The 21,046-nt window shown below is 48.8% G+C and carries 24 protein-coding genes, 3 tRNA genes and 1 pseudogene; 21 read left to right on the forward strand and 7 right to left on the reverse strand.

Annotation, left to right across the window (positions count from 1 at the left end; genetic code table 11):
• The first annotated feature begins 153 nt into the window (after positions 1 to 153).
• The 8 genes from AB4H76_RS09820 (at position 154) to sdiA (ending at position 7,414) form a co-directional block, all read left to right on the forward strand.
• Complete coding sequence (locus AB4H76_RS09820) at positions 154 to 1,416, forward strand: FliC/FljB family flagellin (protein WP_000079744.1); 1,263 nt, start codon at positions 154 to 156, stop codon at positions 1,414 to 1,416.
• Positions 1,417 to 1,735: 319 nt separating this feature from the next.
• The gene (fliA, locus tag AB4H76_RS09825; protein WP_001087467.1) at positions 1,736 to 2,455 is read left to right on the forward strand and encodes an RNA polymerase sigma factor FliA; all 720 of its coding nucleotides are present in this window, start codon (positions 1,736 to 1,738) and stop codon (positions 2,453 to 2,455) included.
• A gap of 45 nt (positions 2,456 to 2,500) precedes the next feature.
• A complete protein-coding gene (gene fliZ, locus AB4H76_RS09830) occupies positions 2,501 to 3,052 on the forward strand; it encodes a flagella biosynthesis regulatory protein FliZ (protein WP_001301374.1) in 552 nt (183 codons plus the stop codon).
• 87 nt (positions 3,053 to 3,139) lie between these two features.
• Positions 3,140 to 3,940, forward strand: a complete 801-nt coding sequence (gene tcyJ / locus AB4H76_RS09835) for a cystine ABC transporter substrate-binding protein (RefSeq protein WP_001695858.1) — start codon at positions 3,140 to 3,142, stop codon at positions 3,938 to 3,940.
• Positions 3,941 to 4,044: 104 nt separating this feature from the next.
• On the forward strand, positions 4,045 to 5,031 hold the full coding sequence (gene dcyD / locus AB4H76_RS09840; protein WP_420062591.1) for a D-cysteine desulfhydrase: 987 nt from the start codon (positions 4,045 to 4,047) through the stop codon (positions 5,029 to 5,031).
• A 14-nt stretch (positions 5,032 to 5,045) separates the two neighbouring features.
• A complete protein-coding gene (tcyL, locus tag AB4H76_RS09845; RefSeq protein WP_001158220.1) occupies positions 5,046 to 5,714 on the forward strand; it encodes a cystine ABC transporter permease in 669 nt (222 codons plus the stop codon).
• Positions 5,711 to 6,463 carry an L-cystine ABC transporter ATP-binding protein TcyN gene (tcyN, locus tag AB4H76_RS09850; RefSeq protein ID WP_001272992.1) on the forward strand — a complete coding sequence of 251 codons (753 nt, stop codon included), beginning with the start codon at positions 5,711 to 5,713 and terminating at the stop codon, positions 6,461 to 6,463. Before tcyL ends, tcyN begins: the two co-directional genes overlap by 4 nt.
• Positions 6,464 to 6,691: 228 nt before the next feature.
• Positions 6,692 to 7,414, forward strand: coding sequence for a transcriptional regulator SdiA (sdiA, locus tag AB4H76_RS09855; RefSeq protein ID WP_032256217.1), 723 nt, complete (start codon positions 6,692 to 6,694; stop codon positions 7,412 to 7,414).
• 67 nt (positions 7,415 to 7,481) lie between these two features.
• Here sdiA and yecF read toward each other — a convergent pair whose 3' ends face one another.
• The 3 genes and pseudogenes from yecF to AB4H76_RS09870 all read right to left on the reverse strand — a co-directional run.
• Positions 7,482 to 7,706: a DUF2594 family protein YecF gene (gene yecF / locus AB4H76_RS09860; protein WP_000106474.1), complete on the reverse strand. Its 225-nt coding sequence runs from the start codon at positions 7,704 to 7,706 to the stop codon at positions 7,482 to 7,484.
• Positions 7,693 to 7,869, reverse strand: coding sequence for a protein YecU (gene yecU, locus AB4H76_RS09865; protein ID WP_001696741.1), 177 nt, complete (start codon positions 7,867 to 7,869; stop codon positions 7,693 to 7,695). The genes yecF and yecU overlap by 14 nt, the downstream gene beginning before the upstream one ends.
• 82 nt (positions 7,870 to 7,951) lie before the next feature.
• A pseudogene (locus AB4H76_RS09870) lies at positions 7,952 to 8,023 on the reverse strand (transcriptional regulator); the annotation flags it as partial.
• A 141-nt stretch (positions 8,024 to 8,164) separates the two neighbouring features.
• On the opposite strand from AB4H76_RS09870, the gene uvrY reads away from it, so the two are divergent.
• The 7 genes from uvrY to yecA all read left to right on the forward strand — a co-directional run bounded on the left by uvrY (position 8,165) and on the right by yecA (position 12,569).
• Entirely contained in the window at positions 8,165 to 8,821 is a 657-nt protein-coding gene (uvrY, locus tag AB4H76_RS09875; RefSeq protein ID WP_000611335.1) for a UvrY/SirA/GacA family response regulator transcription factor, read from the forward strand.
• Positions 8,818 to 10,650, forward strand: coding sequence for an excinuclease ABC subunit UvrC (gene uvrC / locus AB4H76_RS09880; protein ID WP_001283421.1), 1,833 nt, complete (start codon positions 8,818 to 8,820; stop codon positions 10,648 to 10,650). Before uvrY ends, uvrC begins: the two co-directional genes overlap by 4 nt.
• A gap of 56 nt (positions 10,651 to 10,706) precedes the next feature.
• Positions 10,707 to 11,255: a CDP-diacylglycerol--glycerol-3-phosphate 3-phosphatidyltransferase gene (pgsA, locus tag AB4H76_RS09885; protein ID WP_001160187.1), complete on the forward strand. Its 549-nt coding sequence runs from the start codon at positions 10,707 to 10,709 to the stop codon at positions 11,253 to 11,255.
• Between the two features lie 151 nt (positions 11,256 to 11,406).
• Positions 11,407 to 11,482 (forward strand) — tRNA-Gly (locus AB4H76_RS09890).
• Between the two features lie 53 nt (positions 11,483 to 11,535).
• Positions 11,536 to 11,609, forward strand: a tRNA-Cys gene (locus AB4H76_RS09895).
• A gap of 12 nt (positions 11,610 to 11,621) precedes the next feature.
• Positions 11,622 to 11,708: transfer RNA gene (locus AB4H76_RS09900), tRNA-Leu, on the forward strand.
• Positions 11,709 to 11,903: 195 nt separating this feature from the next.
• Entirely contained in the window at positions 11,904 to 12,569 is a 666-nt protein-coding gene (yecA, locus tag AB4H76_RS09905) for a UPF0149 family protein YecA (protein WP_000847882.1), read from the forward strand.
• 61 nt (positions 12,570 to 12,630) lie between these two features.
• Here the strand turns inward: yecA and tyrP are convergent, their stop codons facing one another.
• Positions 12,631 to 13,842 (reverse strand): tyrosine transporter TyrP, encoded by a 1,212-nt coding sequence (gene tyrP, locus AB4H76_RS09910; RefSeq protein ID WP_000797573.1) that lies wholly within the window; start codon positions 13,840 to 13,842, stop codon positions 12,631 to 12,633.
• Between the two features lie 190 nt (positions 13,843 to 14,032).
• Here tyrP and AB4H76_RS09915 point away from each other — a divergent pair, with 190 nt between their 5' ends.
• A complete protein-coding gene (locus AB4H76_RS09915) occupies positions 14,033 to 14,272 on the forward strand; it encodes a YecH family metal-binding protein (RefSeq protein WP_000377223.1) in 240 nt (79 codons plus the stop codon).
• Positions 14,273 to 14,309: 37 nt separating this feature from the next.
• Here AB4H76_RS09915 and ftnA read toward each other — a convergent pair whose 3' ends face one another.
• Positions 14,310 to 14,807, reverse strand: coding sequence for a non-heme ferritin (gene ftnA / locus AB4H76_RS09920; RefSeq protein WP_000917208.1), 498 nt, complete (start codon positions 14,805 to 14,807; stop codon positions 14,310 to 14,312).
• Between the two features lie 170 nt (positions 14,808 to 14,977).
• Positions 14,978 to 15,301: a YecR-like lipofamily protein gene (locus AB4H76_RS09925; RefSeq protein ID WP_001237877.1), complete on the reverse strand. Its 324-nt coding sequence runs from the start codon at positions 15,299 to 15,301 to the stop codon at positions 14,978 to 14,980.
• Positions 15,302 to 15,563: 262 nt separating this feature from the next.
• Between AB4H76_RS09925 and azuC the strand changes: the two genes are divergently transcribed.
• Both azuC and yecJ read left to right on the forward strand, forming a co-directional pair.
• The gene (azuC, locus tag AB4H76_RS09930) at positions 15,564 to 15,650 is read left to right on the forward strand and encodes a stress response protein AzuC (RefSeq protein WP_010723106.1); all 87 of its coding nucleotides are present in this window, start codon (positions 15,564 to 15,566) and stop codon (positions 15,648 to 15,650) included.
• A 114-nt stretch (positions 15,651 to 15,764) separates the two neighbouring features.
• Positions 15,765 to 16,016, forward strand: coding sequence for a DUF2766 family protein YecJ (gene yecJ / locus AB4H76_RS09935; RefSeq protein ID WP_000082127.1), 252 nt, complete (start codon positions 15,765 to 15,767; stop codon positions 16,014 to 16,016).
• 78 nt (positions 16,017 to 16,094) lie between these two features.
• Here yecJ and AB4H76_RS09940 read toward each other — a convergent pair whose 3' ends face one another.
• Positions 16,095 to 16,598, reverse strand: a complete 504-nt coding sequence (locus AB4H76_RS09940) for a non-heme ferritin-like protein (RefSeq protein WP_000179469.1) — start codon at positions 16,596 to 16,598, stop codon at positions 16,095 to 16,097.
• 796 nt (positions 16,599 to 17,394) lie between these two features.
• Here AB4H76_RS09940 and araF point away from each other — a divergent pair.
• The 3 genes from araF to araH all read left to right on the forward strand — a co-directional run bounded on the left by araF (position 17,395) and on the right by araH (position 20,969).
• Positions 17,395 to 18,384 (forward strand): arabinose ABC transporter substrate-binding protein AraF, encoded by a 990-nt coding sequence (araF, locus tag AB4H76_RS09945; protein WP_000548675.1) that lies wholly within the window; start codon positions 17,395 to 17,397, stop codon positions 18,382 to 18,384.
• A gap of 69 nt (positions 18,385 to 18,453) precedes the next feature.
• Positions 18,454 to 19,968, forward strand: coding sequence for an arabinose ABC transporter ATP-binding protein AraG (araG, locus tag AB4H76_RS09950; RefSeq protein ID WP_001187819.1), 1,515 nt, complete (start codon positions 18,454 to 18,456; stop codon positions 19,966 to 19,968).
• 14 nt (positions 19,969 to 19,982) lie between these two features.
• Positions 19,983 to 20,969, forward strand: coding sequence for an arabinose ABC transporter permease AraH (gene araH / locus AB4H76_RS09955; RefSeq protein ID WP_000100205.1), 987 nt, complete (start codon positions 19,983 to 19,985; stop codon positions 20,967 to 20,969).
• Positions 20,970 to 21,046 lie beyond the last annotated feature (77 nt).

Here is a 21,046-nt window from a genome sequence, read left to right on the forward strand (position 1 = left end):
AAAGAGTATTTCGGCGACTAACAAAAAATGGCTGTTTGTGAAAAAAATTCTAAAGGTTGTTTTACGACAGACGATAACAGGGTTGACGGCGATTGAGCCGACGGGTGGAAACCCAATACGTAATCAACGACTTGCAATATAGGATAACGAATCATGGCACAAGTCATTAATACCAACAGCCTCTCGCTGATCACTCAAAATAATATCAACAAGAACCAGTCTGCGCTGTCGAGTTCTATCGAGCGTCTGTCTTCTGGCTTGCGTATTAACAGCGCGAAGGATGACGCCGCAGGTCAGGCGATTGCTAACCGTTTTACTTCTAACATTAAAGGCCTGACTCAGGCTGCACGTAACGCCAACGACGGTATTTCTGTTGCACAGACCACCGAAGGCGCGCTGTCCGAAATTAACAACAACTTACAGCGTGTGCGTGAGCTGACTGTTCAGGCGACCACCGGTACTAACTCTGAGTCTGACCTGTCTTCTATCCAGGACGAAATCAAATCTCGCCTGGAAGAGATTGATCGTGTTTCAAGTCAGACTCAATTTAACGGCGTGAATGTTTTGGCTAAAGATGGGAAAATGAACATTCAGGTTGGGGCAAATGATGGACAGACTATCACTATTGATCTGAAAAAGATCGATTCATCTACACTAAACCTCTCCAGTTTTGATGCTACAAACTTGGGCACCAGTGTTAAAGATGGGGCCACCATCAATAAGCAAGTGGCAGTAGGTGCTGGCGACTTTAAAGATAAAGCTTCAGGATCGTTAGGTACCCTAAAATTAGTTGAGAAAGACGGTAAGTACTATGTAAATGACACTACAAATAGTAAGTACTACGATGCCGAAGTAGATACTAGTAAGGGTGAAATTAACTTCAACTCTACAAATGAAAGTGGAACTACTCCTACTGCAGCGACGGAAGTAACTACTGTTGGCCGCGATGTAAAATTGGATGCTTCTGCACTTAAAGCCAACCAATCGCTTGTCGTGTATAAAGATAAAAGCGGCAATGATGCTTATATCATTCAGACCAAAGATGTAACAACTAATCAATCAACTTTCAATGCCGCTAATATCAGTGATGCTGGTGTTTTATCTATTGGTGCATCTACAACCGCGCCAAGCAATTTAACAGCTGACCCGCTTAAGGCTCTTGATGATGCAATTGCATCTGTTGATAAATTCCGCTCTTCTCTCGGTGCCGTTCAGAACCGTCTGGATTCTGCCATTGCCAACCTGAACAACACCACTACCAACCTGTCTGAAGCGCAGTCCCGTATTCAGGACGCCGACTATGCGACCGAAGTGTCCAATATGTCGAAAGCGCAGATCATCCAGCAGGCCGGTAACTCCGTGCTGGCAAAAGCCAACCAGGTACCGCAGCAGGTTCTGTCTCTGCTGCAGGGTTAATCGTCGTAACCTGATTAACTGAGACTGACGGCAACTCCAAATTGCCTGATGCGCTGCGCTTATCAGGCCTACAAGGTGAATTGCAATTTATTGAATTTGCACATTTTTGTAGGCCGGATAAGGCGTTTACGCCGCATCCGGCAACATAAAGCGCAATTTGTCAGCAACGTGCTCCCCCGCCACCGGCGGGGTTTTTTCTGCCCGCAATTTACCGGTAACCCACAAATAACCCCTCATTTCACCCACTAATCGTCCGATTAAAAACCCTGCAGAAACGGATAATCATGCCGATAACTCATATAACGCAGGGCTGTTTATCGTGAATTCACTCTATACCGCTGAAGGTGTAATGGATAAACACTCGCTGTGGCAGCGTTATGTCCCGCTGGTGCGTCACGAAGCATTGCGCCTGCAGGTTCGACTGCCCGCGAGCGTGGAACTTGACGATCTGCTACAGGCGGGCGGCATTGGGTTACTTAATGCCGTCGAACGCTATGACGCCCTACAAGGAACGGCATTTACAACTTACGCAGTGCAGCGTATCCGTGGCGCTATGCTGGATGAACTTCGCAGCCGTGACTGGGTGCCGCGCAGCGTGCGACGCAACGCGCGTGAAGTGGCACAGGCAATAGGGCAACTGGAGCAGGAACTTGGCCGCAACGCCACGGAAACTGAGGTAGCGGAACGTTTAGGGATCGATATTGCCGATTATCGCCAAATGTTGCTCGACACCAATAACAGCCAGCTCTTCTCCTACGATGAGTGGCGCGAAGAGCACGGCGATAGCATCGAACTGGTTACTGATGATCATCAGCGAGAAAACCCGCTACAACAACTGCTGGACAGTAATCTGCGCCAGCGGGTGATGGAAGCTATCGAAACGTTGCCGGAGCGCGAAAAACTGGTATTAACCCTCTATTACCAGGAAGAGCTGAATCTCAAAGAGATTGGTGCAGTGCTGGAGGTCGGGGAATCGCGGGTCAGTCAGTTACACAGCCAGGCCATTAAACGGTTACGCACTAAACTGGGTAAGTTATAACGTCAGTAAATGCCGCACTTTAACTTTGACTACCAGGAGTTCTTAATGATGGTGCAGCACCTGAAAAGACGGCCATTAAGCCGCTATCTTAAAGACTTTAAACACAGCCAGACCCATTGCGCGCATTGCCGTAAATTACTCGATCGCATTACCTTAGTTCGCGACGGCAAAATAGTGAATAAAATCGAGATTTCCCGCCTGGACACGCTGCTTGATGAAAATGGCTGGCAAGTGGAACAACAATCATGGGCGGCATTGTGTCGATTTTGCGGTGATTTACACTGCAAAACGCAGAGTGATTTTTTCGATATTATCGGCTTTAAGCAATTTCTTTTTGAGCAAACTGAAATGAGCCCAGGTACGGTGCGTGAATATGTCGTTCGTTTGCGCCGTTTGGGGAATCATCTACACGAGCAAAATATTTCCCTCGATCAGCTGCAGGACGGTTTCCTTGATGAAATCCTCGCCCCGTGGCTGCCCACCACCAGCACCAACAATTACCGCATCGCGTTACGGAAGTATCAACACTATCAGCGCCAAACGTGTACCGGACTTGTGCAGAAATCCTCCAGCCTGCCTGCTTCTGATATATATTAAATAAGAATAAGATGTAGCGGAGTTGTTTTTGTGTTTACAAACAATGGCTCTACACTGCAAACAGACATAACAACATTCGGGGTGAATATGAAATTAGCACATCTGGGACGTCAGGCATTGATGGGTGTGATGGCCGTGGCGCTGGTTGCGGGCATGAGCGTTAAAAGTTTTGCAGATGAAGGTCTGCTTAATAAAGTCAAAGAGCGCGGCACGCTGCTGGTAGGGCTGGAAGGAACTTATCCGCCGTTCAGTTTTCAGGGGGATGACGGCAAATTAACCGGTTTTGAAGTGGAATTTGCCCAACAGCTGGCAAAACATCTTGGCGTTGAGACGTCACTAAAACCGACCAAATGGGACGGTATGCTGGCGTCGCTGGACTCTAAACGCATTGATGTGGTGATTAATCAGGTCACCATTTCTGACGAGCGCAAGAAAAAATACGATTTCTCTACCCCGTACACCATTTCCGGTATTCAGGCGCTGGTGAAAAAAGGTAACGAAGGCACCATTAAAACGGCTGATGATCTGAAAGGCAAAAAAGTGGGTGTCGGTCTGGGCACCAACTATGAAGAGTGGCTGCGTCAGAATGTTCAGGGCGTCGATGTGCGTACCTATGATGATGACCCGACCAAATATCAGGATCTGCGCGTAGGCCGTATCGATGCGATCCTCGTTGACCGTCTGGCGGCGCTGGATCTGGTGAAGAAAACCAACGATACGCTGGCAGTAACCGGTGAAGCATTCTCCCGTCAGGAGTCTGGTGTGGCGCTGCGTAAAGGAAATGAAGACCTGCTGAAAGTGGTGAATGATGCAATTGCGGAAATGCAAAAAGATGGCACTCTGCAAGCCCTTTCCGAAAAATGGTTTGGTGCTGATGTGACCAAATAATCAGCATAATGACAAAAAAGGGCGCTTTCACTAGCGCCTTTTTTATTTACGCGTTTTCAGCGTGCATAATAAGAAAATCACAACAACACACATCGGAGGCTGTTATGCCACTGCATAATTTAACCCGTTTTCCACGGTTGGAGTTTATCGGCGCGCCAACGCCGCTCGAATATCTGCCGCGCTTTTCTGATTATCTAGGACGGGAAATTTTCATCAAACGGGATGACGTCACCCCCATGGCAATGGGCGGCAATAAATTACGTAAGCTGGAATTTCTCGCGGCAGATGCTCTGCGCGAAGGTGCCGATACGCTGATTACTGCCGGGGCGATCCAGTCTAACCATGTGCGGCAGACTGCCGCAGTCGCTGCCAAACTCGGTCTGCACTGCGTGGCGCTGCTGGAAAATTCTATTGGCACAACCGCAGAAAACTATTTAACCAACGGCAATCGCTTGTTGCTGGATCTGTTCAATACCCAGATTGAAATGTGCGACGCACTGACCGATCCCAATGCCCAACTGGAAGAGCTGGCGACGCGAGTTGAAGCACAAGGCTTTCGCCCGTATGTCATTCCGGTTGGCGGTTCTAATGCTCTTGGCGCGCTAGGTTATGTGGAGAGTGCGCTGGAAATCGCGCAACAGTGTGAAGGGGCGGTTAATATTTCGTCGGTGGTGGTCGCATCGGGCAGTGCCGGAACTCACGCCGGACTGGCTGTTGGGCTGGAACACCTGATGCCTGAAAGCGAACTGATTGGCGTGACCGTGTCGCGTTCCGTTGCCGATCAATTGCCGAAAGTGGTTAACCTACAACAGGCGATTGCGAAAGAACTGGAGCTGACCGCATCAGCGGAAATTTTACTCTGGGATGACTATTTTGCACCTGGCTACGGCGTGCCGAACGACGAAGGCATGGAAGCAGTGAAATTGCTGGCGCAGCTGGAAGGCATTCTGCTTGATCCTGTGTATACCGGAAAAGCGATGGCGGGGCTGATTGACGGTATCAGTCAGAAACGCTTCAAAGATGAAGGGCCGATTCTGTTTATTCATACCGGCGGCGCGCCTGCGCTGTTCGCCTATCATCCCCACGTTTAGCTCCGGAAACGCTCATGCAAGAAAGTATACAACTGGTTATTGATTCCTTGCCGTTCCTGTTGAAAGGGGCTGGGTATACCCTGCAACTCAGTATCGGCGGCATGTTTTTTGGCTTACTGCTAGGGTTTATTCTCGCGCTGATGCGCCTGTCGCCAATCTGGCCCGTGCGCTGGCTGGCGCGTTTTTATATCTCTATTTTTCGTGGTACGCCGCTCATCGCACAACTGTTTATGATCTATTACGGCCTGCCGCAGTTTGGTATCGAATTAGATCCCATTCCGTCAGCAATGATTGGTCTGTCGCTGAACACTGCCGCCTATGCTGCCGAAACGCTTCGCGCCGCCATTTCTTCTATTGATAAAGGTCAGTGGGAAGCAGCTGCCAGTATTGGTATGACGCCATGGCAGACTATGCGTCGCGCGATTTTGCCACAGGCGGCGCGGGTGGCGTTGCCGCCGCTGTCGAACAGCTTTATCAGCCTGGTAAAAGATACGTCGCTGGCCGCGACAATCCAGGTGCCGGAGCTGTTCCGTCAGGCGCAGTTGATTACCTCGCGCACGCTGGAGGTGTTCACCATGTACCTGGCGGCTTCGCTCATCTACTGGATCATGGCGACAGTATTATCGACGTTGCAGAACCATTTTGAGAATCAACTTAATCGCCAGGAGAGAGAACCAAAATGAGTGCCATTGAAGTTAAGAACCTGGTGAAAAAATTTCACGGTCAGACGGTGCTGCACGGTATCGACCTTGAGGTAAAGCCTGGCGAAGTGGTGGCAATTATCGGTCCGAGTGGTTCCGGCAAAACCACGTTGCTACGCAGCATAAATCTGCTGGAACAACCGGAAGCGGGAACCATCACCGTTGGCGATATCACTATTGATACTGCACGTTCATTAAGTCAGCAAAAATCGCTGATTCGCCAGTTGCGTCAGCACGTCGGGTTTGTCTTCCAGAACTTTAATTTGTTTCCGCATCGTACGGTGCTGGAAAACATTATTGAAGGGCCGGTGATCGTCAAAGGTGAACCGAAAGAAGAGGCCACGGCGCGCGCTCGCGAGCTGTTGGCGAAAGTTGGGCTGGCCGGTAAAGAAACCAGCTATCCACGTCGTTTGTCTGGCGGTCAACAGCAGCGTGTTGCGATTGCGCGTGCGCTGGCAATGCGTCCTGAGGTGATTTTGTTTGACGAGCCAACGTCAGCGCTGGATCCAGAGCTGGTGGGCGAAGTCCTGAACACCATCCGTCAGCTGGCGCAGGAAAAGCGCACGATGGTGATTGTGACACACGAAATGAGCTTTGCCCGGGATGTTGCGGACCGGGCGATCTTTATGGACCAGGGGCGGATAGTCGAGCAGGGGGCCGCAAAAGCGTTATTTGCCGATCCCAAGCAGCCTCGCACCCGCCAGTTCCTCGAGAAGTTTCTGCTGCAATAATAAGAAAAAATCAGCCCCGACGATTCACCTGTCGGGGCGGACGCCATTTCAAGCCTGATAAAACTGCTTAACAAATCAGCATAACTCATTAATAACATAAGAGAATGCGATGGCTTGCAAAAGTAATTCATTGCCTGAATAATATAAATTATATATAAATCTTATTTATGTGATAGTTTGAATTATCATTATAAATGATACTCACTCTCAGGGGCGTTGCGGTTTACTATGCAGGATAAGGATTTTTTCAGCTGGCGTCGCACGATGCTGTTGCGTTTTCAGAGGATGGAGGCCGCAGAAGAGGTCTACCATGAAATAGAGCTGCAGGCTCAGCAGCTGGAGTACGATTACTATTCGTTATGTGTTCGCCACCCGGTACCATTCACGCGACCTAAAGTGGCTTTCTACACCAATTACCCTGAGGCGTGGGTTAGTTATTATCAGGCAAAAAACTTTCTCGCAATTGATCCGGTGCTGAACCCTGAAAACTTTAGTCAGGGCCATTTAATGTGGAATGATGACTTATTCAGCGAAGCACAGCCGTTATGGGAAGCCGCGCGCGCACATGGTTTACGCCGCGGTGTCACTCAGTATTTAATGCTGCCAAACCGGGCGCTGGGCTTTTTGTCTTTTTCCCGTTGCAGTGCGCGCGAAATACCCATTCTTAGTGATGAGCTGCAATTAAAAATGCAGTTACTGGTGCGCGAAAGTCTGATGGCTCTGATGCGTTTAAATGATGAAATAGTGATGACGCCAGAGATGAATTTCAGCAAGCGAGAAAAAGAAATTCTGAGGTGGACGGCGGAAGGGAAGACATCAGCAGAGATAGCGATGATTTTGTCAATCTCTGAGAATACGGTCAATTTCCACCAGAAAAACATGCAGAAAAAAATTAATGCACCAAATAAGACCCAGGTTGCCTGTTACGCGGCCGCTACTGGCTTAATTTGATCTCTTTTCTGTCCTGCGTGCCAGATGCAAAAACCGGCTGAAAGGCACGCTATCAGCCGGTTTTATATTACTGACGGTAGGCTTGTTTAATTTGCTTAACCGTTTTGGAAAATACTGCAGCCTGGGTTTCGTCTTCGATCAGCGCAAGCTGTTTTTCCATCTTTAACATCACGCGGCCCGCGTCAGCTTGTCCCATCGCCTGCAGCATCAGCGTCAGCATCGCTTTCAGGCAGGAGACTTCATTTGCCAGTTCTTGATTATTCTCGGCAGTAGAAAAATCAGGCGTACTCATTTATTTTCCTCGTCATGTTGCAATGAAAATTTGCGGTGAAAAATGTTAAGGCGGCGGAGTATACCATAAGCTTTGCTAAAAATAGCAGTGGTTGTTTTTTGAGCGCGCCGTCAACGGTGCTATTAAATACGTTAATATAATGACCAATAAATATTTTTATCATGAATGTTTTTTGCCCGTATTGTTCGGGTTAATTAATGTTACATATTCAGCGGGCTGATTTTCATTTTTGCTGAATAAAGTCAATTTTTGTCACATTTCGTCGCAGGGCTTACTGTGAAACGATCCCGGAAGCCGTTGGTGACGGGCGTGACCATAACTGTGGACAATCGAATTTACAAAAACGAGAGAAAAATCGAATACCCACCATTTTTAACGTTTCAAAGTTGCAATAAAAACCGCTAATATACGAATGACTAACTATCAGTAGCGTTATCCCTATTTCTGGAGATATTCCTTTGATCAACGTTCTACTTGTTGATGACCACGAACTGGTGCGCGCAGGGATACGACGCATTCTGGAAGATATAAAGGGTATAAAAGTCGTCGGTGAGGCATCGTGCGGTGAAGACGCCGTTAAGTGGTGCCGGACAAATGCCGTTGACGTGGTGCTAATGGACATGAGTATGCCGGGCATTGGCGGTCTTGAGGCGACGCGTAAAATCGCGCGTTCCACAGCTGATGTCAAAATCATCATGCTTACCGTCCATACAGAAAACCCTTTACCAGCGAAAGTCATGCAGGCCGGTGCTGCGGGCTACCTCAGCAAAGGCGCGGCTCCGCAAGAAGTCGTGAGTGCGATTCGTTCTGTCTATTCAGGGCAGCGTTACATTGCTTCTGACATCGCTCAACAAATGGCGTTAAGCCAGATCGAACCAGAAAAAACAGAAAGCCCATTTGCCAGTTTGTCTGAACGTGAATTGCAGATTATGCTGATGATCACTAAGGGCCAGAAGGTCAATGAGATCTCAGAACAGCTCAATCTCAGTCCGAAAACGGTGAACAGCTACCGCTATCGTATGTTCAGTAAACTAAACATTCATGGCGATGTTGAGCTGACTCACCTGGCAATTCGCCATGGTCTGTGTAATGCGGAGACATTATCAAGTCAGTGAGTGATCAGTTTGACGCAAAAGCGTTTTTAAAAACCGTAACCAGCCAGCCTGGCGTTTATCGCATGTACGATGCTGGTGGTACGGTTATCTATGTCGGCAAAGCGAAAGACCTGAAAAAACGGCTTTCCAGCTATTTCCGTAGCAACCTCGCTTCGCGCAAAACTGAAGCGCTGGTCGCCCAGATCCAGCAAATTGATGTAACGGTTACTCATACAGAAACCGAAGCGCTGTTGCTGGAACACAACTACATCAAACTCTATCAGCCGCGTTACAACGTTTTACTACGCGATGATAAATCTTATCCCTTTATCTTCCTGAGTGGCGATACCCACCCGCGTCTGGCGATGCATCGTGGTGCGAAGCATGCAAAAGGTGAATATTTCGGCCCGTTCCCGAATGGCTATGCCGTACGTGAAACACTGGCGCTACTGCAAAAGATTTTCCCCATTCGCCAGTGCGAAAATAGTGTTTATCGCAATCGCTCGCGTCCATGTCTGCAATATCAGATAGGGCGCTGTCTGGGACCGTGCGTTGAAGGACTGGTGAGTGAAGAAGAATACGCTCAGCAGGTCGAGTATGTGCGCCTGTTTTTGTCTGGCAAAGATGATCAGGTGCTTACGCAACTGATTAGCCGTATGGAAACTGCCAGTCAGAATCTGGAGTTTGAAGAAGCGGCACGTATTCGCGACCAAATTCAGGCGGTGCGACGCGTCACCGAAAAACAGTTTGTTTCCAATACCGGCGACGACCTTGACGTTATTGGTGTGGCGTTCGATGCGGGCATGGCTTGTGTCCACGTATTGTTCATTCGTCAGGGCAAAGTGCTTGGCAGCCGCAGCTATTTCCCGAAAGTGCCTGGCGGTACGGAACTGAGCGAGGTGGTAGAAACCTTCGTAGGCCAGTTCTATTTACAAGGCAGCCAGATGCGCACCTTACCGGGTGAGATCCTGCTTGATTTTAATCTTAGCGATAAAACGCTGCTCGCCGATTCCCTTTCAGAACTGGCGGGACGCAAGATTAATGTTCAAACCAAACCTCGTGGCGATAGGGCGCGTTACCTGAAACTCGCGCGCACCAATGCGGCGACGGCCTTAACCAGCAAACTTTCGCAGCAATCTACCGTTCACCAGCGGCTTACAGCACTTGCCAGCGTGTTGAAATTGCCGGAAGTGAAGCGGATGGAGTGCTTTGACATCAGCCATACCATGGGTGAACAAACCGTCGCTTCCTGTGTGGTGTTTGATGCTAACGGCCCGCTGCGTGCGGAGTATCGGCGCTATAACATTACTGGCATCACGCCGGGCGATGATTATGCGGCGATGAATCAGGTGCTGCGTCGGCGTTATGGTAAAGCCATCGACGACAGTAAGATCCCGGATGTGATACTTATCGACGGCGGCAAAGGCCAGCTTGCGCAGGCGAAAAATGTCTTCGCCGAACTGGATGTCTCATGGGATAAAAATCATCCGCTGCTACTTGGCGTTGCCAAAGGAGCAGATCGTAAGGCTGGGCTGGAAACGCTGTTCTTTGAGCCGGAAGGTGAGGGATTCAGTTTGCCGCCAGATTCTCCCGCGCTGCATGTTATCCAGCATATTCGCGATGAATCACACGATCACGCGATTGGCGGGCACCGTAAAAAACGGGCGAAGGTCAAAAATACCAGTTCCCTGGAAACCATTGAAGGCGTCGGGCCAAAACGCCGGCAAATGTTGTTGAAATATATGGGTGGTTTGCAAGGTTTACGTAACGCCAGCGTCGAGGAAATTGCAAAAGTGCCGGGTATTTCGCAAGGTCTGGCAGAAAAGATCTTCTGGTCGTTGAAACATTGATGTCTCTGTAGCAACATAGGGGTAATCTTACTGACAACAGATAGTTACCCGTCATTATGCAATTTAATATCCCTACGTTGCTTACACTGTTCCGTGTCATCCTTATCCCATTCTTTGTATTGGTCTTTTATCTGCCTGTCACCTGGTCGCCGTTTGCCGCCGCGCTCATTTTCTGCGTCGCGGCGGTGACTGACTGGTTCGATGGTTTTCTGGCACGCCGCTGGAACCAGAGTACCCGGTTTGGTGCTTTCCTTGACCCTGTAGCAGATAAAGTTCTCGTGGCTATCGCCATGGTGCTGGTAACCGAGCATTACCACAGCTGGTGGGTGACCTTACCGGCGGCAACGATGATCGCCCGTGAAATTATTATTTCTGCGCTACGCGAATGGATGGCGGAGTTGGGTAAACGCAGTAGCGTGGCTGTCTCCTGGATTGGGAAAGTGAAAACCACTGCCCAGATGGTGGCGTTGGCCTGGCTGCTGTGGCGTCCGAACATTTGGGTTGAGTACGCCGGTATTGCACTTTTCTTTGTGGCTGCGGTACTGACTCTGTGGTCAATGTTGCAATATTTGAGCGCTGCGCGTGCAGATTTGCTTGATCAGTGATCGTTTCGGCGCAATTTTCAGCAAACGATCAAAAGTGGTGAAAAATATCGTTGACTCATCGCGCCAGGTAAGTAGAATGCAACGCATCGAACGGCGGCACTGATTGCCAGACGATAATAAAATCAAGTGATTAACTGATTGCTTGATGAATGCGGGAATAGCTCAGTTGGTAGAGCACGACCTTGCCAAGGTCGGGGTCGCGAGTTCGAGTCTCGTTTCCCGCTCCAGTTTAAAAGACATCGGCGTCAGCGGATGTCTGGCTGAAAGGCCTGAAGAATTTGGCGCGTTAACAAAGCGGTTATGTAGCGGATTGCAAATCCGTCTAGTCCGGTTCGACTCCGGAACGCGCCTCCACTTTCTTCCCGAGCCCGGATGGTGGAATCGGTAGACACAAGGGATTTAAAATCCCTCGGCGTTCGCGCTGTGCGGGTTCAAGTCCCGCTCCGGGTACCATGGGAAAGATAAGAATAAAATCAAAGCAATAAGCAGTGTCGTGAAACCACCTTCGGGTGGTTTTTTTGTGCCTGCAACTTGTCGTTACACCCTCCTTAATTTTTAATCATCGGCAAAGCCACTCAAAAAGTATCTCTGATACAGACCGGCATGTAAGATAGGTGCTGGCGAGTTGAGATCCACAAGGAAAAGCGTATGAAAACGGGACCGTTAAACGAAAGTGAGTTGGAATGGCTGGACGATATTCTGACCAAATACAACACTGACCACGCCATCCTTGATGTGGCGGAGCTGGACGGTTTATTGACGGCGGTGTTGAGTTCTCCGCAAGAGATTGAACCGGCACAGTGGCTGGTTGCCGTGTGGGGTGGGGCTGACTATGTGCCGCGCTGGGCGTCAGAGAAAGAGATGACGCGCTTTATGAACCTGGCTTTTCAACATATGGCCGATACCGCAGAGCGTCTGAACGAATTCCCGGAGCAGTTTGAGCCGTTATTCGGCTTGCGAGAAGTTGATGGCAGCGAGCTGACGATTGTTGAGGAGTGGTGCTTTGGCTATATGCGGGGCGTGGCACTTTCTGACTGGTCAACATTGCCCGATTCGTTAAAACCAGCGCTGGAGGCGATTGCGCTGCACGGTACTGAGGAAAACTTCGAGCGGGTAGAGAAGATGTCGCCAGAAGCGTTTGAAGAGAGCGTAGATGCCATTCGACTGGCGGCGCTTGATCTACATGCGTACTGGATGGCGCATCCGCAGGAAAAAGCTGTTCAGCAACCGATCAAAGCAGAAGAGAAACCGGGGCGTAACGATCCTTGCCCGTGCGGTAGTGGTAAGAAATTTAAGCAGTGCTGCCTGCATTAAGAGGTCAAATTGGGTGTCAGCGTTAATTCTGGCACCCAATAAGGAATTTGAGGCTATCTGATCACCCCACTTCTGGTAACAACCCTGCCGCAATCAAAAATTGCACGCCAATCACAGCAATACCACAGAGAAACACCACCACCAGCGCCGGACGACCACCTTTCACCCGGTAACCCGCCTGAGGATTGTGCTTTCTGCTTTGCCAGGTCAACAGTGAAGGGATAATCAATGCCAGTACCGCCAGCGCCACACCGGCGTAACCCAGCGCCATCACAAATCCTCGTGGATAAAACAGTGCAAACGCCAACGGCGGCAGAAAGGTAATTGCACCAGTTTGCAACCGTCCACCAACGGTATTTGAACGCTGAAATAAATCAGCCAGATAATCAAATAAGCCTAACGCAACGCCGAGAAATGACGTGGCGAGGGCTAAATCAGCAAATAAATGCACTGCCAGCTCAACATGCGGAGAGGCCACCATTTCGCGTAACGCCTGTAACAGCCCGTTTAATCCAGCATGATTAGCCAGCAATCCCATAAAGGTTGTTGAATCAATGCTGCCAAGCGTTGCCACCTGCCAGAAAATATATGCCACCAGGGGGATCGCACTACCGGTTATAAACACCCAGCGTAGCTTACGAACGTTGCCATCCATATAGCTGACAATACTCGGCACGCTACCGTGAAAACCAAATGAGGTAAAAATCACCGGGATTGCTGACAGAGCCAGCCCCTGTTGCAACGGCAGGGTTAAAAGATTCACTTTGTGAATATGCGGTAGCAGCAATACCAGCATCACCACCAGAAAAATAATTTTGGCGCTGAACAGAAAACGGTTAAACAAATCGACCAGCGATGTCCCGACACAAACCACGCCACCGGCAACAAAAGTGAACAACAGCACGCCAGCGGTTGCCGACATTGAAATACCTGTCCAGTCGCTGATGCTGGAGGCCAACAATTCACCGGCACCGCTGATGTATGCCGCAGTCAGAGCATACATTAAGAACATCATACTGAAGCCCGTCAGCCACTGACCGTAGCGTCCCAGATAGCGTTTTGCCAGCGTGCCAAGACCGGTATCTGCCGGAACATGCTGGTACACCTCCAGCAGTAATAGCGCCGTGTAGCACATCAACGCCCAAAGCCCAATCAACAAGATTAACGTGACGCTAAAACCAACACCTGCCGCAGCCAGCGGCATTGCCAGCATGCCTGCGCCAATTGTGGTTCCCGCCACGATAAAAACACTTCCCAGAGTTCTGTTTTTCACGCTTTCTTCTGTCCTGACGATCTTTATGAGTGATATCTGCGGCGCAGGTTAAGGCATAACGGCTACTTCGTCAAACCGACGTTACATATGGTGTAAATATAAATGTACAATAAAAAGCATTCAGTTCTGCTCTGGCGCAAAGTCTTCATAAGCGGCAATCGCTACGCTAGGCTTTTTTTGAGGAGGAACGATGGACTCTATTCACGGTCATGAAGTGTTAAATATGATGATTGAATCAGGTGAGCAATATACGCATGCCAGTCTGGAAGCTGCGATTAAAGCGCGTTTTGGTGAACAGGCACGTTTTCACACCTGCTCGGCAGAAGGGATGACAGCGGGAGAGCTGGTGGCGTTTCTGGCAGCAAAAGGCAAATTTATTCCTTCTGAAGACGGTTTTTCGACCGATCAGAGTAAGATTTGCCGTCACTGATTTGAAACGGCGGCAGTAAACCTGCCGCCGGAGAGCATTAGTTTTGTGTGTCGAGGGTAGAGAGTTCTTTGTCGATAAAATACAGACCTTCGCCGCTTTTGCCTGCCAGGCTTAATTTATCAATAATCGATTTGAACAGTTTCTCTTCTTCATGCTGCTCAGAAACATACCATTGCAGGAAATTAAATGTTGGGTAGTCCTGATTGGTCATTGCAGCATGAGCCAGTTCGTTAATTTTCTGGGTGATTAATTGTTCGTGTTTATAGGTTTCCTGGAATAATTCATCAAGTGAGGAATATTCAGCAAACGGAGATTCAACGGTATTAATACGCGGTAAATTGCCGGTATCAGTCAGGTAATCAAACAGACGCTGCATATGCGTCATCTCTTCCTGGGCGTGACGGCGCAGGAACGCGGCAGCACCTTCGAAGGTATGATAGCTGCACCAGGCGCTCATTTGCTGATAAAGCAGTGAAGAGTACAGTTCCAGGTTCATCTGCTCATTAAGTTTTTCAATCATTTCTGGTTTCAGCATGATAGTGCTCCACAAAGGTTATATTTGTTGCTGTGGCGTCACTATAATTTGTTATTTTATTATTTGCAAAAGGTAAAATATAAACTTCAATTATTAAAAATACGAATGGGAATAAAACGCATTACCGCTATTTCTTTAATCAGCGAAGATCCCCTCGCTGATTAAAATATTTAGAGAAAGACAGGGAAGGCGGAATGATGGCACTGATATGACAAAGTGAATTCCGTATTCAAACATAAGGAACCCGCAAAAAGGCTACAGTTGCCTACTGGCTGACCAAAGGGGATCGCGTGGGTATAGCCTTCCTGCTGGCATGCGCGATCGGCGATCCCGCGACTGACATAACGATCGGTATGGGCATGCTGCAAAAAAGCCTGGTTATAAACCAACCGTACAATACCTGTTGCCGCGTCAACTTCGCTCACATGGGCCTGGCGAGTAACCGTACACCCCGCCAGCGTTATTAATGAAAGAGTCAGAATCAGAAGTCTCATGGTCCAGCCAGAAGAGTAAGAGAAAGCACTATTTTACGCGTTACAGCGCTGCGACAATGACCGGAAAAGACGCCTGGCAGGCGCTATTTATTGCCATCTGTAGGTGTCAGAAATAGGGGGGCTGTTTTTTGATTATCATTTTTATAACATTAAAGGAGTATTTATGTGATTTGTATCACATAAAGATTGATTTTTGTGATGGTTGTCATATTATAAGCGCAAAGACAATAACACCTGTATAACAAATGGTCGGAGTGCCGCGATGAAACTGCGCAAAATCCTGAAAAGTATGTTCAATAACTATTGCAAGACGTTCAAAGACGTACCGCCAGGCAATATGTTCCGATAATAAAAAACCTGCTCCGGCAGGTTTTTTTGTGTCCTGATGACGGTGGATGTGACTATCGCTGAAGATGTGAAGCCGCTACTATAACGGCTTTCAAAATGCTATCAGGAGTTTACGATGTCCCAGCCGCTGAATGCCGATCAGGAACTGGTTTCTGATGTGGTTGCTTGCCAGTTGGTTATCAAACAAATTCTGGATGTTCTCGATGTAATCGCGCCCGTTGAAGTTCGCGAAAAAATGTCCAGCCAGCTGAAGAATATCGACTTTACTAACCATCCCGCCGCCGCAGACCCGGTCACCATGCGGGCAATCCAAAAAGCCATCGCGCTGATTGAACTCAAGTTTACCCCACAAGGCGAATCCCATTAAAAAACCGCTGCTTCAAAAAGATGAGGCAGCGGTTTCTCAAAAACTTCATCGGCGCAATGCATTAGCGCCGATGTATGATCAATGCAGCTGATGCGACACGACATTCAGAACATGTTGGTCGGTCTGCACTGGGCACATACCAGCAAGTTTCGCACTGCGCACTTCATCAAGAATGGTTTGCAGCAACAGACCATCATGCTGCTGTTCTTTTTCCAGATCGCGCAGGAAATTGACGGTTGAATCATCATTCAGTTCTTTCGCTTCATCGGCTAACTGTGCCAACGTACTAGAACGTTGCTCGTATTCTTCCATCGTTTTTTGGAACAGTTCTTCCAGAGAGTTCAGTTTTTCACCGGGAACATCAATGGCTTTAACGATGGGGGTAGCGCCGACACTCTTCATAAAGTTAAACATGCGCATCATTTGGGTCACATTACTCTGTGCCTGGGCGCGAAGGAAAGTGGCGGTGCCGTTCAGACTCTGTTCAGAACACCAGTTACTCAGGTGAAGGTAGAGATTGGATGCGTAAAACTCGCGGTTCATTTGAGAGTTGAGTTTGAGAAGCATTCCAGCGGTTGCCATACCTAATATCCTTATATCCAGAAGTGGAGAGGTGCAAGATAAATCAAAACACCATAATTACTGTTTGCAGAATAATTCCTTTCTGCCGGTCCGAAATGTGATCGTGGAGTCAATTCTGACGATGATCTGAAATAAGAATAACGTCTGAACGGGTATAAGAAAATGCTTAAATCATCAAGTTTATATATTTTTACATTTCATTGATGAAATCAATGTAACTGCAATGAATTTTAATGATAGTGCTTTTTGTATCTTGTTGATATTAATCAATGAATTTGAATTCATGATGAAGTGATGATTTTATAAAACGTTTTTTCATTTTTGCGAGATGGCTCTCATTATACGTGTTCTGTTAATTAATGAGCACAGTGATAATTAATGGCGAAATGAATGACGTGCATTTTCCACATCTTTGAGTTGCGGTTATTACACCATTTCAAAAACTCAACGCCAGGTAATGCGGCCTATTGACTGGTTAAAAAGAAGACATCCCGCATGGGTACCAAAGACAACAAGGATTTCCAGGCTAATCTTATGGATTAATCTGCTGTGCATTCGACAATTTGTCTGACAAATTAGCTTTCCCTTATGTCTTTTCCCGCTAAATTTATGCACGTTCTCACTGTAATTCTGCGATGTGATATTGCTCTCCTATGGAGAATTAATTTCTCGCTAAAACTATGTCAACACGGTCACTTATCTTTTAGTTAAAAGGTAATGCTTTGTTTTCCGATTAATTTAACGAATGTCATTCGTTTTTGCCCTACACAAAACGACACTAAAGCTGGAGAGAACCATGCACAAATTTACTAAAGCCCTGGCAGCCATTGGTCTGGCAGCCGTTATGTCACAATCCGCTATGGCGGAGAACCTGAAGCTCGGTTTTCTGGTGAAGCAACCGGAAGAGCCGTGGTTCCAGACCGAATGGAAGTTTGCCGATAAAGCCGGGAAGGATTTAGGGTTTGAGGTTATTAAGATTGCCGTGCCGGATGGCGAAAAAACATTGAACGCGATCGACAGCCTGGCTGCCAGTGGCGCAAAAGGTTTCGTTATTTGTACTCCGGACCCCAAACTCGGCTCTGCCATCGTCGCGAAAGCGCGTGGCTACGATATGAAAGTCATTGCCGTGGATGACCAGTTTGTTAACGCCAAAGGTAAGCCAATGGATACCGTTCCGCTGGTGATGATGGCGGCGACTAAAATTGGCGAACGTCAGGGCCAGGAACTGTATAAAGAGATGCAGAAACGTGGCTGGGATGTCAAAGAAAGCGCGGTGATGGCGATTACCGCCAACGAACTGGATACCGCCCGCCGCCGTACTACGGGATCTATGGATGCGCTGAAAGCGGCCGGATTCCCGGAAAAACAAATTTATCAGGTACCTACCAAATCTAACGACATCCCGGGGGCATTTGACGCTGCCAACTCAATGCTGGTTCAACATCCGGAAGTTAAACATTGGCTGATCGTCGGTATGAACGACAGCACCGTGCTGGGCGGCGTACGCGCGACGGAAGGTCAGGGCTTTAAAGCGGCCGATATCATCGGCATTGGCATTAACGGTGTGGATGCGGTGAGCGAACTGTCTAAAGCACAGGCAACCGGCTTCTACGGTTCCCTGCTGCCAAGCCCGGACGTACATGGCTATAAATCCAGCGAAATGCTTTACAACTGGGTAGCAAAAGACGTTGAACCGCCAAAATTTACCGAAGTTACCGACGTGGTACTGATCACGCGTGACAACTTTAAAGAAGAACTGGAGAAAAAAGGTTTAGGCGGTAAGTAATTTGCCGGAAAAATTCCCCTCTGCATGATGCAGAGGGGGTGTGAACGACCAGTGATTCACGGAGACGTTATGCAACAGTCTACCCCGTATCTCTCATTTCGCGGCATCGGTAAAACGTTTCCCGGCGTTAAGGCGCTGACGGATATTAGTTTTGACTGCTATGCCGGTCAGGTTCATGCGTTGATGGGTGAAAATGGCGCAGGAAAATCAACTCTCTTAAAAATCCTCAGCGGCAACTATGCGCCAACCACGGGTTCTGTAGTGATTAATGGGCAGGAAATGTCCTTTTCCGACACGACCGCAGCACTTAACGCGGGCGTGGCGATTATTTACCAGGAACTGCATCTCGTGCCGGAAATGACCGTCGCGGAAAACATCTATCTCGGCCAGCTGCCGCATAAAGGCGGCATTGTGAATCGCTCATTGCTGAATTATGAGGCGGGTTTACAACTTAAACATCTTGGTATGGATATTGACCCGGACACGCCGCTGAAATATCTCTCCATTGGTCAGTGGCAGATGGTTGAAATCGCCAAAGCGCTGGCGCGTAACGCCAAAATTATCGCCTTTGATGAGCCAACCAGCTCCCTCTCTGCCCGTGAAATCGACAATCTTTTCCGCGTTATTCGTGAACTGCGAAAAGAGGGGCGGGTGATCTTATACGTTTCTCACCGTATGGAAGAAATATTTGCCCTCAGCGATGCCATTACTGTCTTTAAAGATGGACGTTATGTCAAAACCTTTACCGATATGCAGCAGGTTGACCACGACGCGCTGGTGCAGGCGATGGTCGGGCGCGACATTGGCGATATCTACGGCTGGCAACCGCGTAGTTATGGCGAGGAGCGCCTACGTCTTGATGCTGTGAAAGCACCAGGCGTGCGTACGCCAATAAGTCTGGCGGTTCGCAGTGGTGAAATTGTTGGGCTGTTTGGTCTGGTAGGGGCGGGGCGTAGCGAATTAATGAAAGGCATGTTTGGCGGGACGCAAATCACCGCCGGTCAGGTTTATATCGACCAACAGCCGATCGATATTCGTAAACCGAGCCACGCCATTGCCGCAGGCATGATGCTCTGCCCGGAAGATCGCAAAGCGGAAGGCATTATTCCCGTGCACTCCGTTCGCGACAATATCAACATCAGTGCCAGACGTAAACATGTGCTCGGCGGTTGTGTAATCAACAACGGTTGGGAAGAAAACAATGCCGATCACCACATTCGTTCGCTCAACATCAAAACGCCGGGCGCGGAGCAACTGATCATGAATCTCTCAGGCGGAAATCAGCAAAAAGCCATTCTGGGCCGCTGGTTATCGGAAGAGATGAAGGTCATTTTGCTGGATGAACCTACGCGCGGCATTGATGTTGGCGCTAAGCACGAAATATATAACGTAATTTATGCGCTGGCGGCGCAGGGCGTGGCGGTGCTGTTTGCCTCCAGCGACTTACCTGAAGTCCTCGGCGTTGCCGACCGGATTGTGGTGATGCGGGAAGGTGAAATCGCCGGTGAATTGTTACACGAGCAGGCAGATGAGCGTCAGGCACTGAGCCTTGCGATGCCTAAAGTCAGCCAGGCTGTTGCCTGAGTAAGGAGAGTATGATGTCTTCTGTTTCTACATCGGGGTCTGGCGCACCTAAGTCGTCATTCAGCTTCGGGCGTATCTGGGATCAGTACGGCATGCTGGTGGTGTTTGCGGTGCTCTTTATCGCCTGTGCCATTTTTGTCCCAAATTTTGCCACCTTCATTAATATGAAAGGGTTGGGCCTGGCAATTTCCATGTCGGGGATGGTGGCTTGTGGCATGTTGTTCTGCCTCGCTTCCGGTGACTTTGACCTTTCTGTCGCCTCCGTAATTGCCTGTGCGGGTGTCACCACGGCGGTGGTTATTAACCTGACTGAAAGCCTGTGGATTGGCGTGGCAGCGGGGTTGTTGCTGGGCGTTCTCTGTGGCCTGGTCAATGGCTTTGTTATCGCCAAACTTAAAATAAATGCTCTGATCACGACATTGGCAACGATGCAGATTGTTCGAGGTCTGGCGTACATCATTTCAGACGGTAAAGCGGTCGGTATCGAAGATGAAAGCTTCTTTGCCCTTGGTTACGCCAACTGGTTCGGTCTGCCTGCGCCAATCTGGCTCACCGTCGCGTGTCTGATTATCTTTGGTTTGCTGCTGAATAAAACCACCTTTGGTCGTAACACCCTGGCGATTGGCGGGAACGAAGAGGCCGCGCGTCTGGCGGGTGTACCGGTTGTTCGCACCAAAATTATTATCTTTGTTCTCTCAGGCCTGGTATCAGCGATAGCCGGAATTATTCTGGCTTCACGTATGACCAGTGGGCAGCCAATGACGTCGATTGGTTATGAGCTGATTGTTATCTCCGCCTGCGTTTTAGGTGGCGTTTCTCTGAAAGGTGGCATCGGAAAAATCTCATATGTGGTGGCGGGTATCTTAATTTTAGGCACCGTGGAAAACGCCATGAACCTGCTTAATATTTCTCCTTTCGCGCAGTACGTGGTTCGCGGCTTAATCCTGCTGGCAGCGGTGATCTTCGACCGTTACAAGCAAAAAGCGAAACGCACTGTCTGATGCTTTTTTCTGCAACAATTTAGCGTTTTTTCCCACCATAGCCAACCGCCATAACGGTTGGCTGTTCTTCGTTGCAA

This window comes from Escherichia sp. UTM R2, assembly GCF_048593455.1.
Lineage (GTDB): Bacteria > Pseudomonadota > Gammaproteobacteria > Enterobacterales > Enterobacteriaceae > Escherichia > Escherichia coli.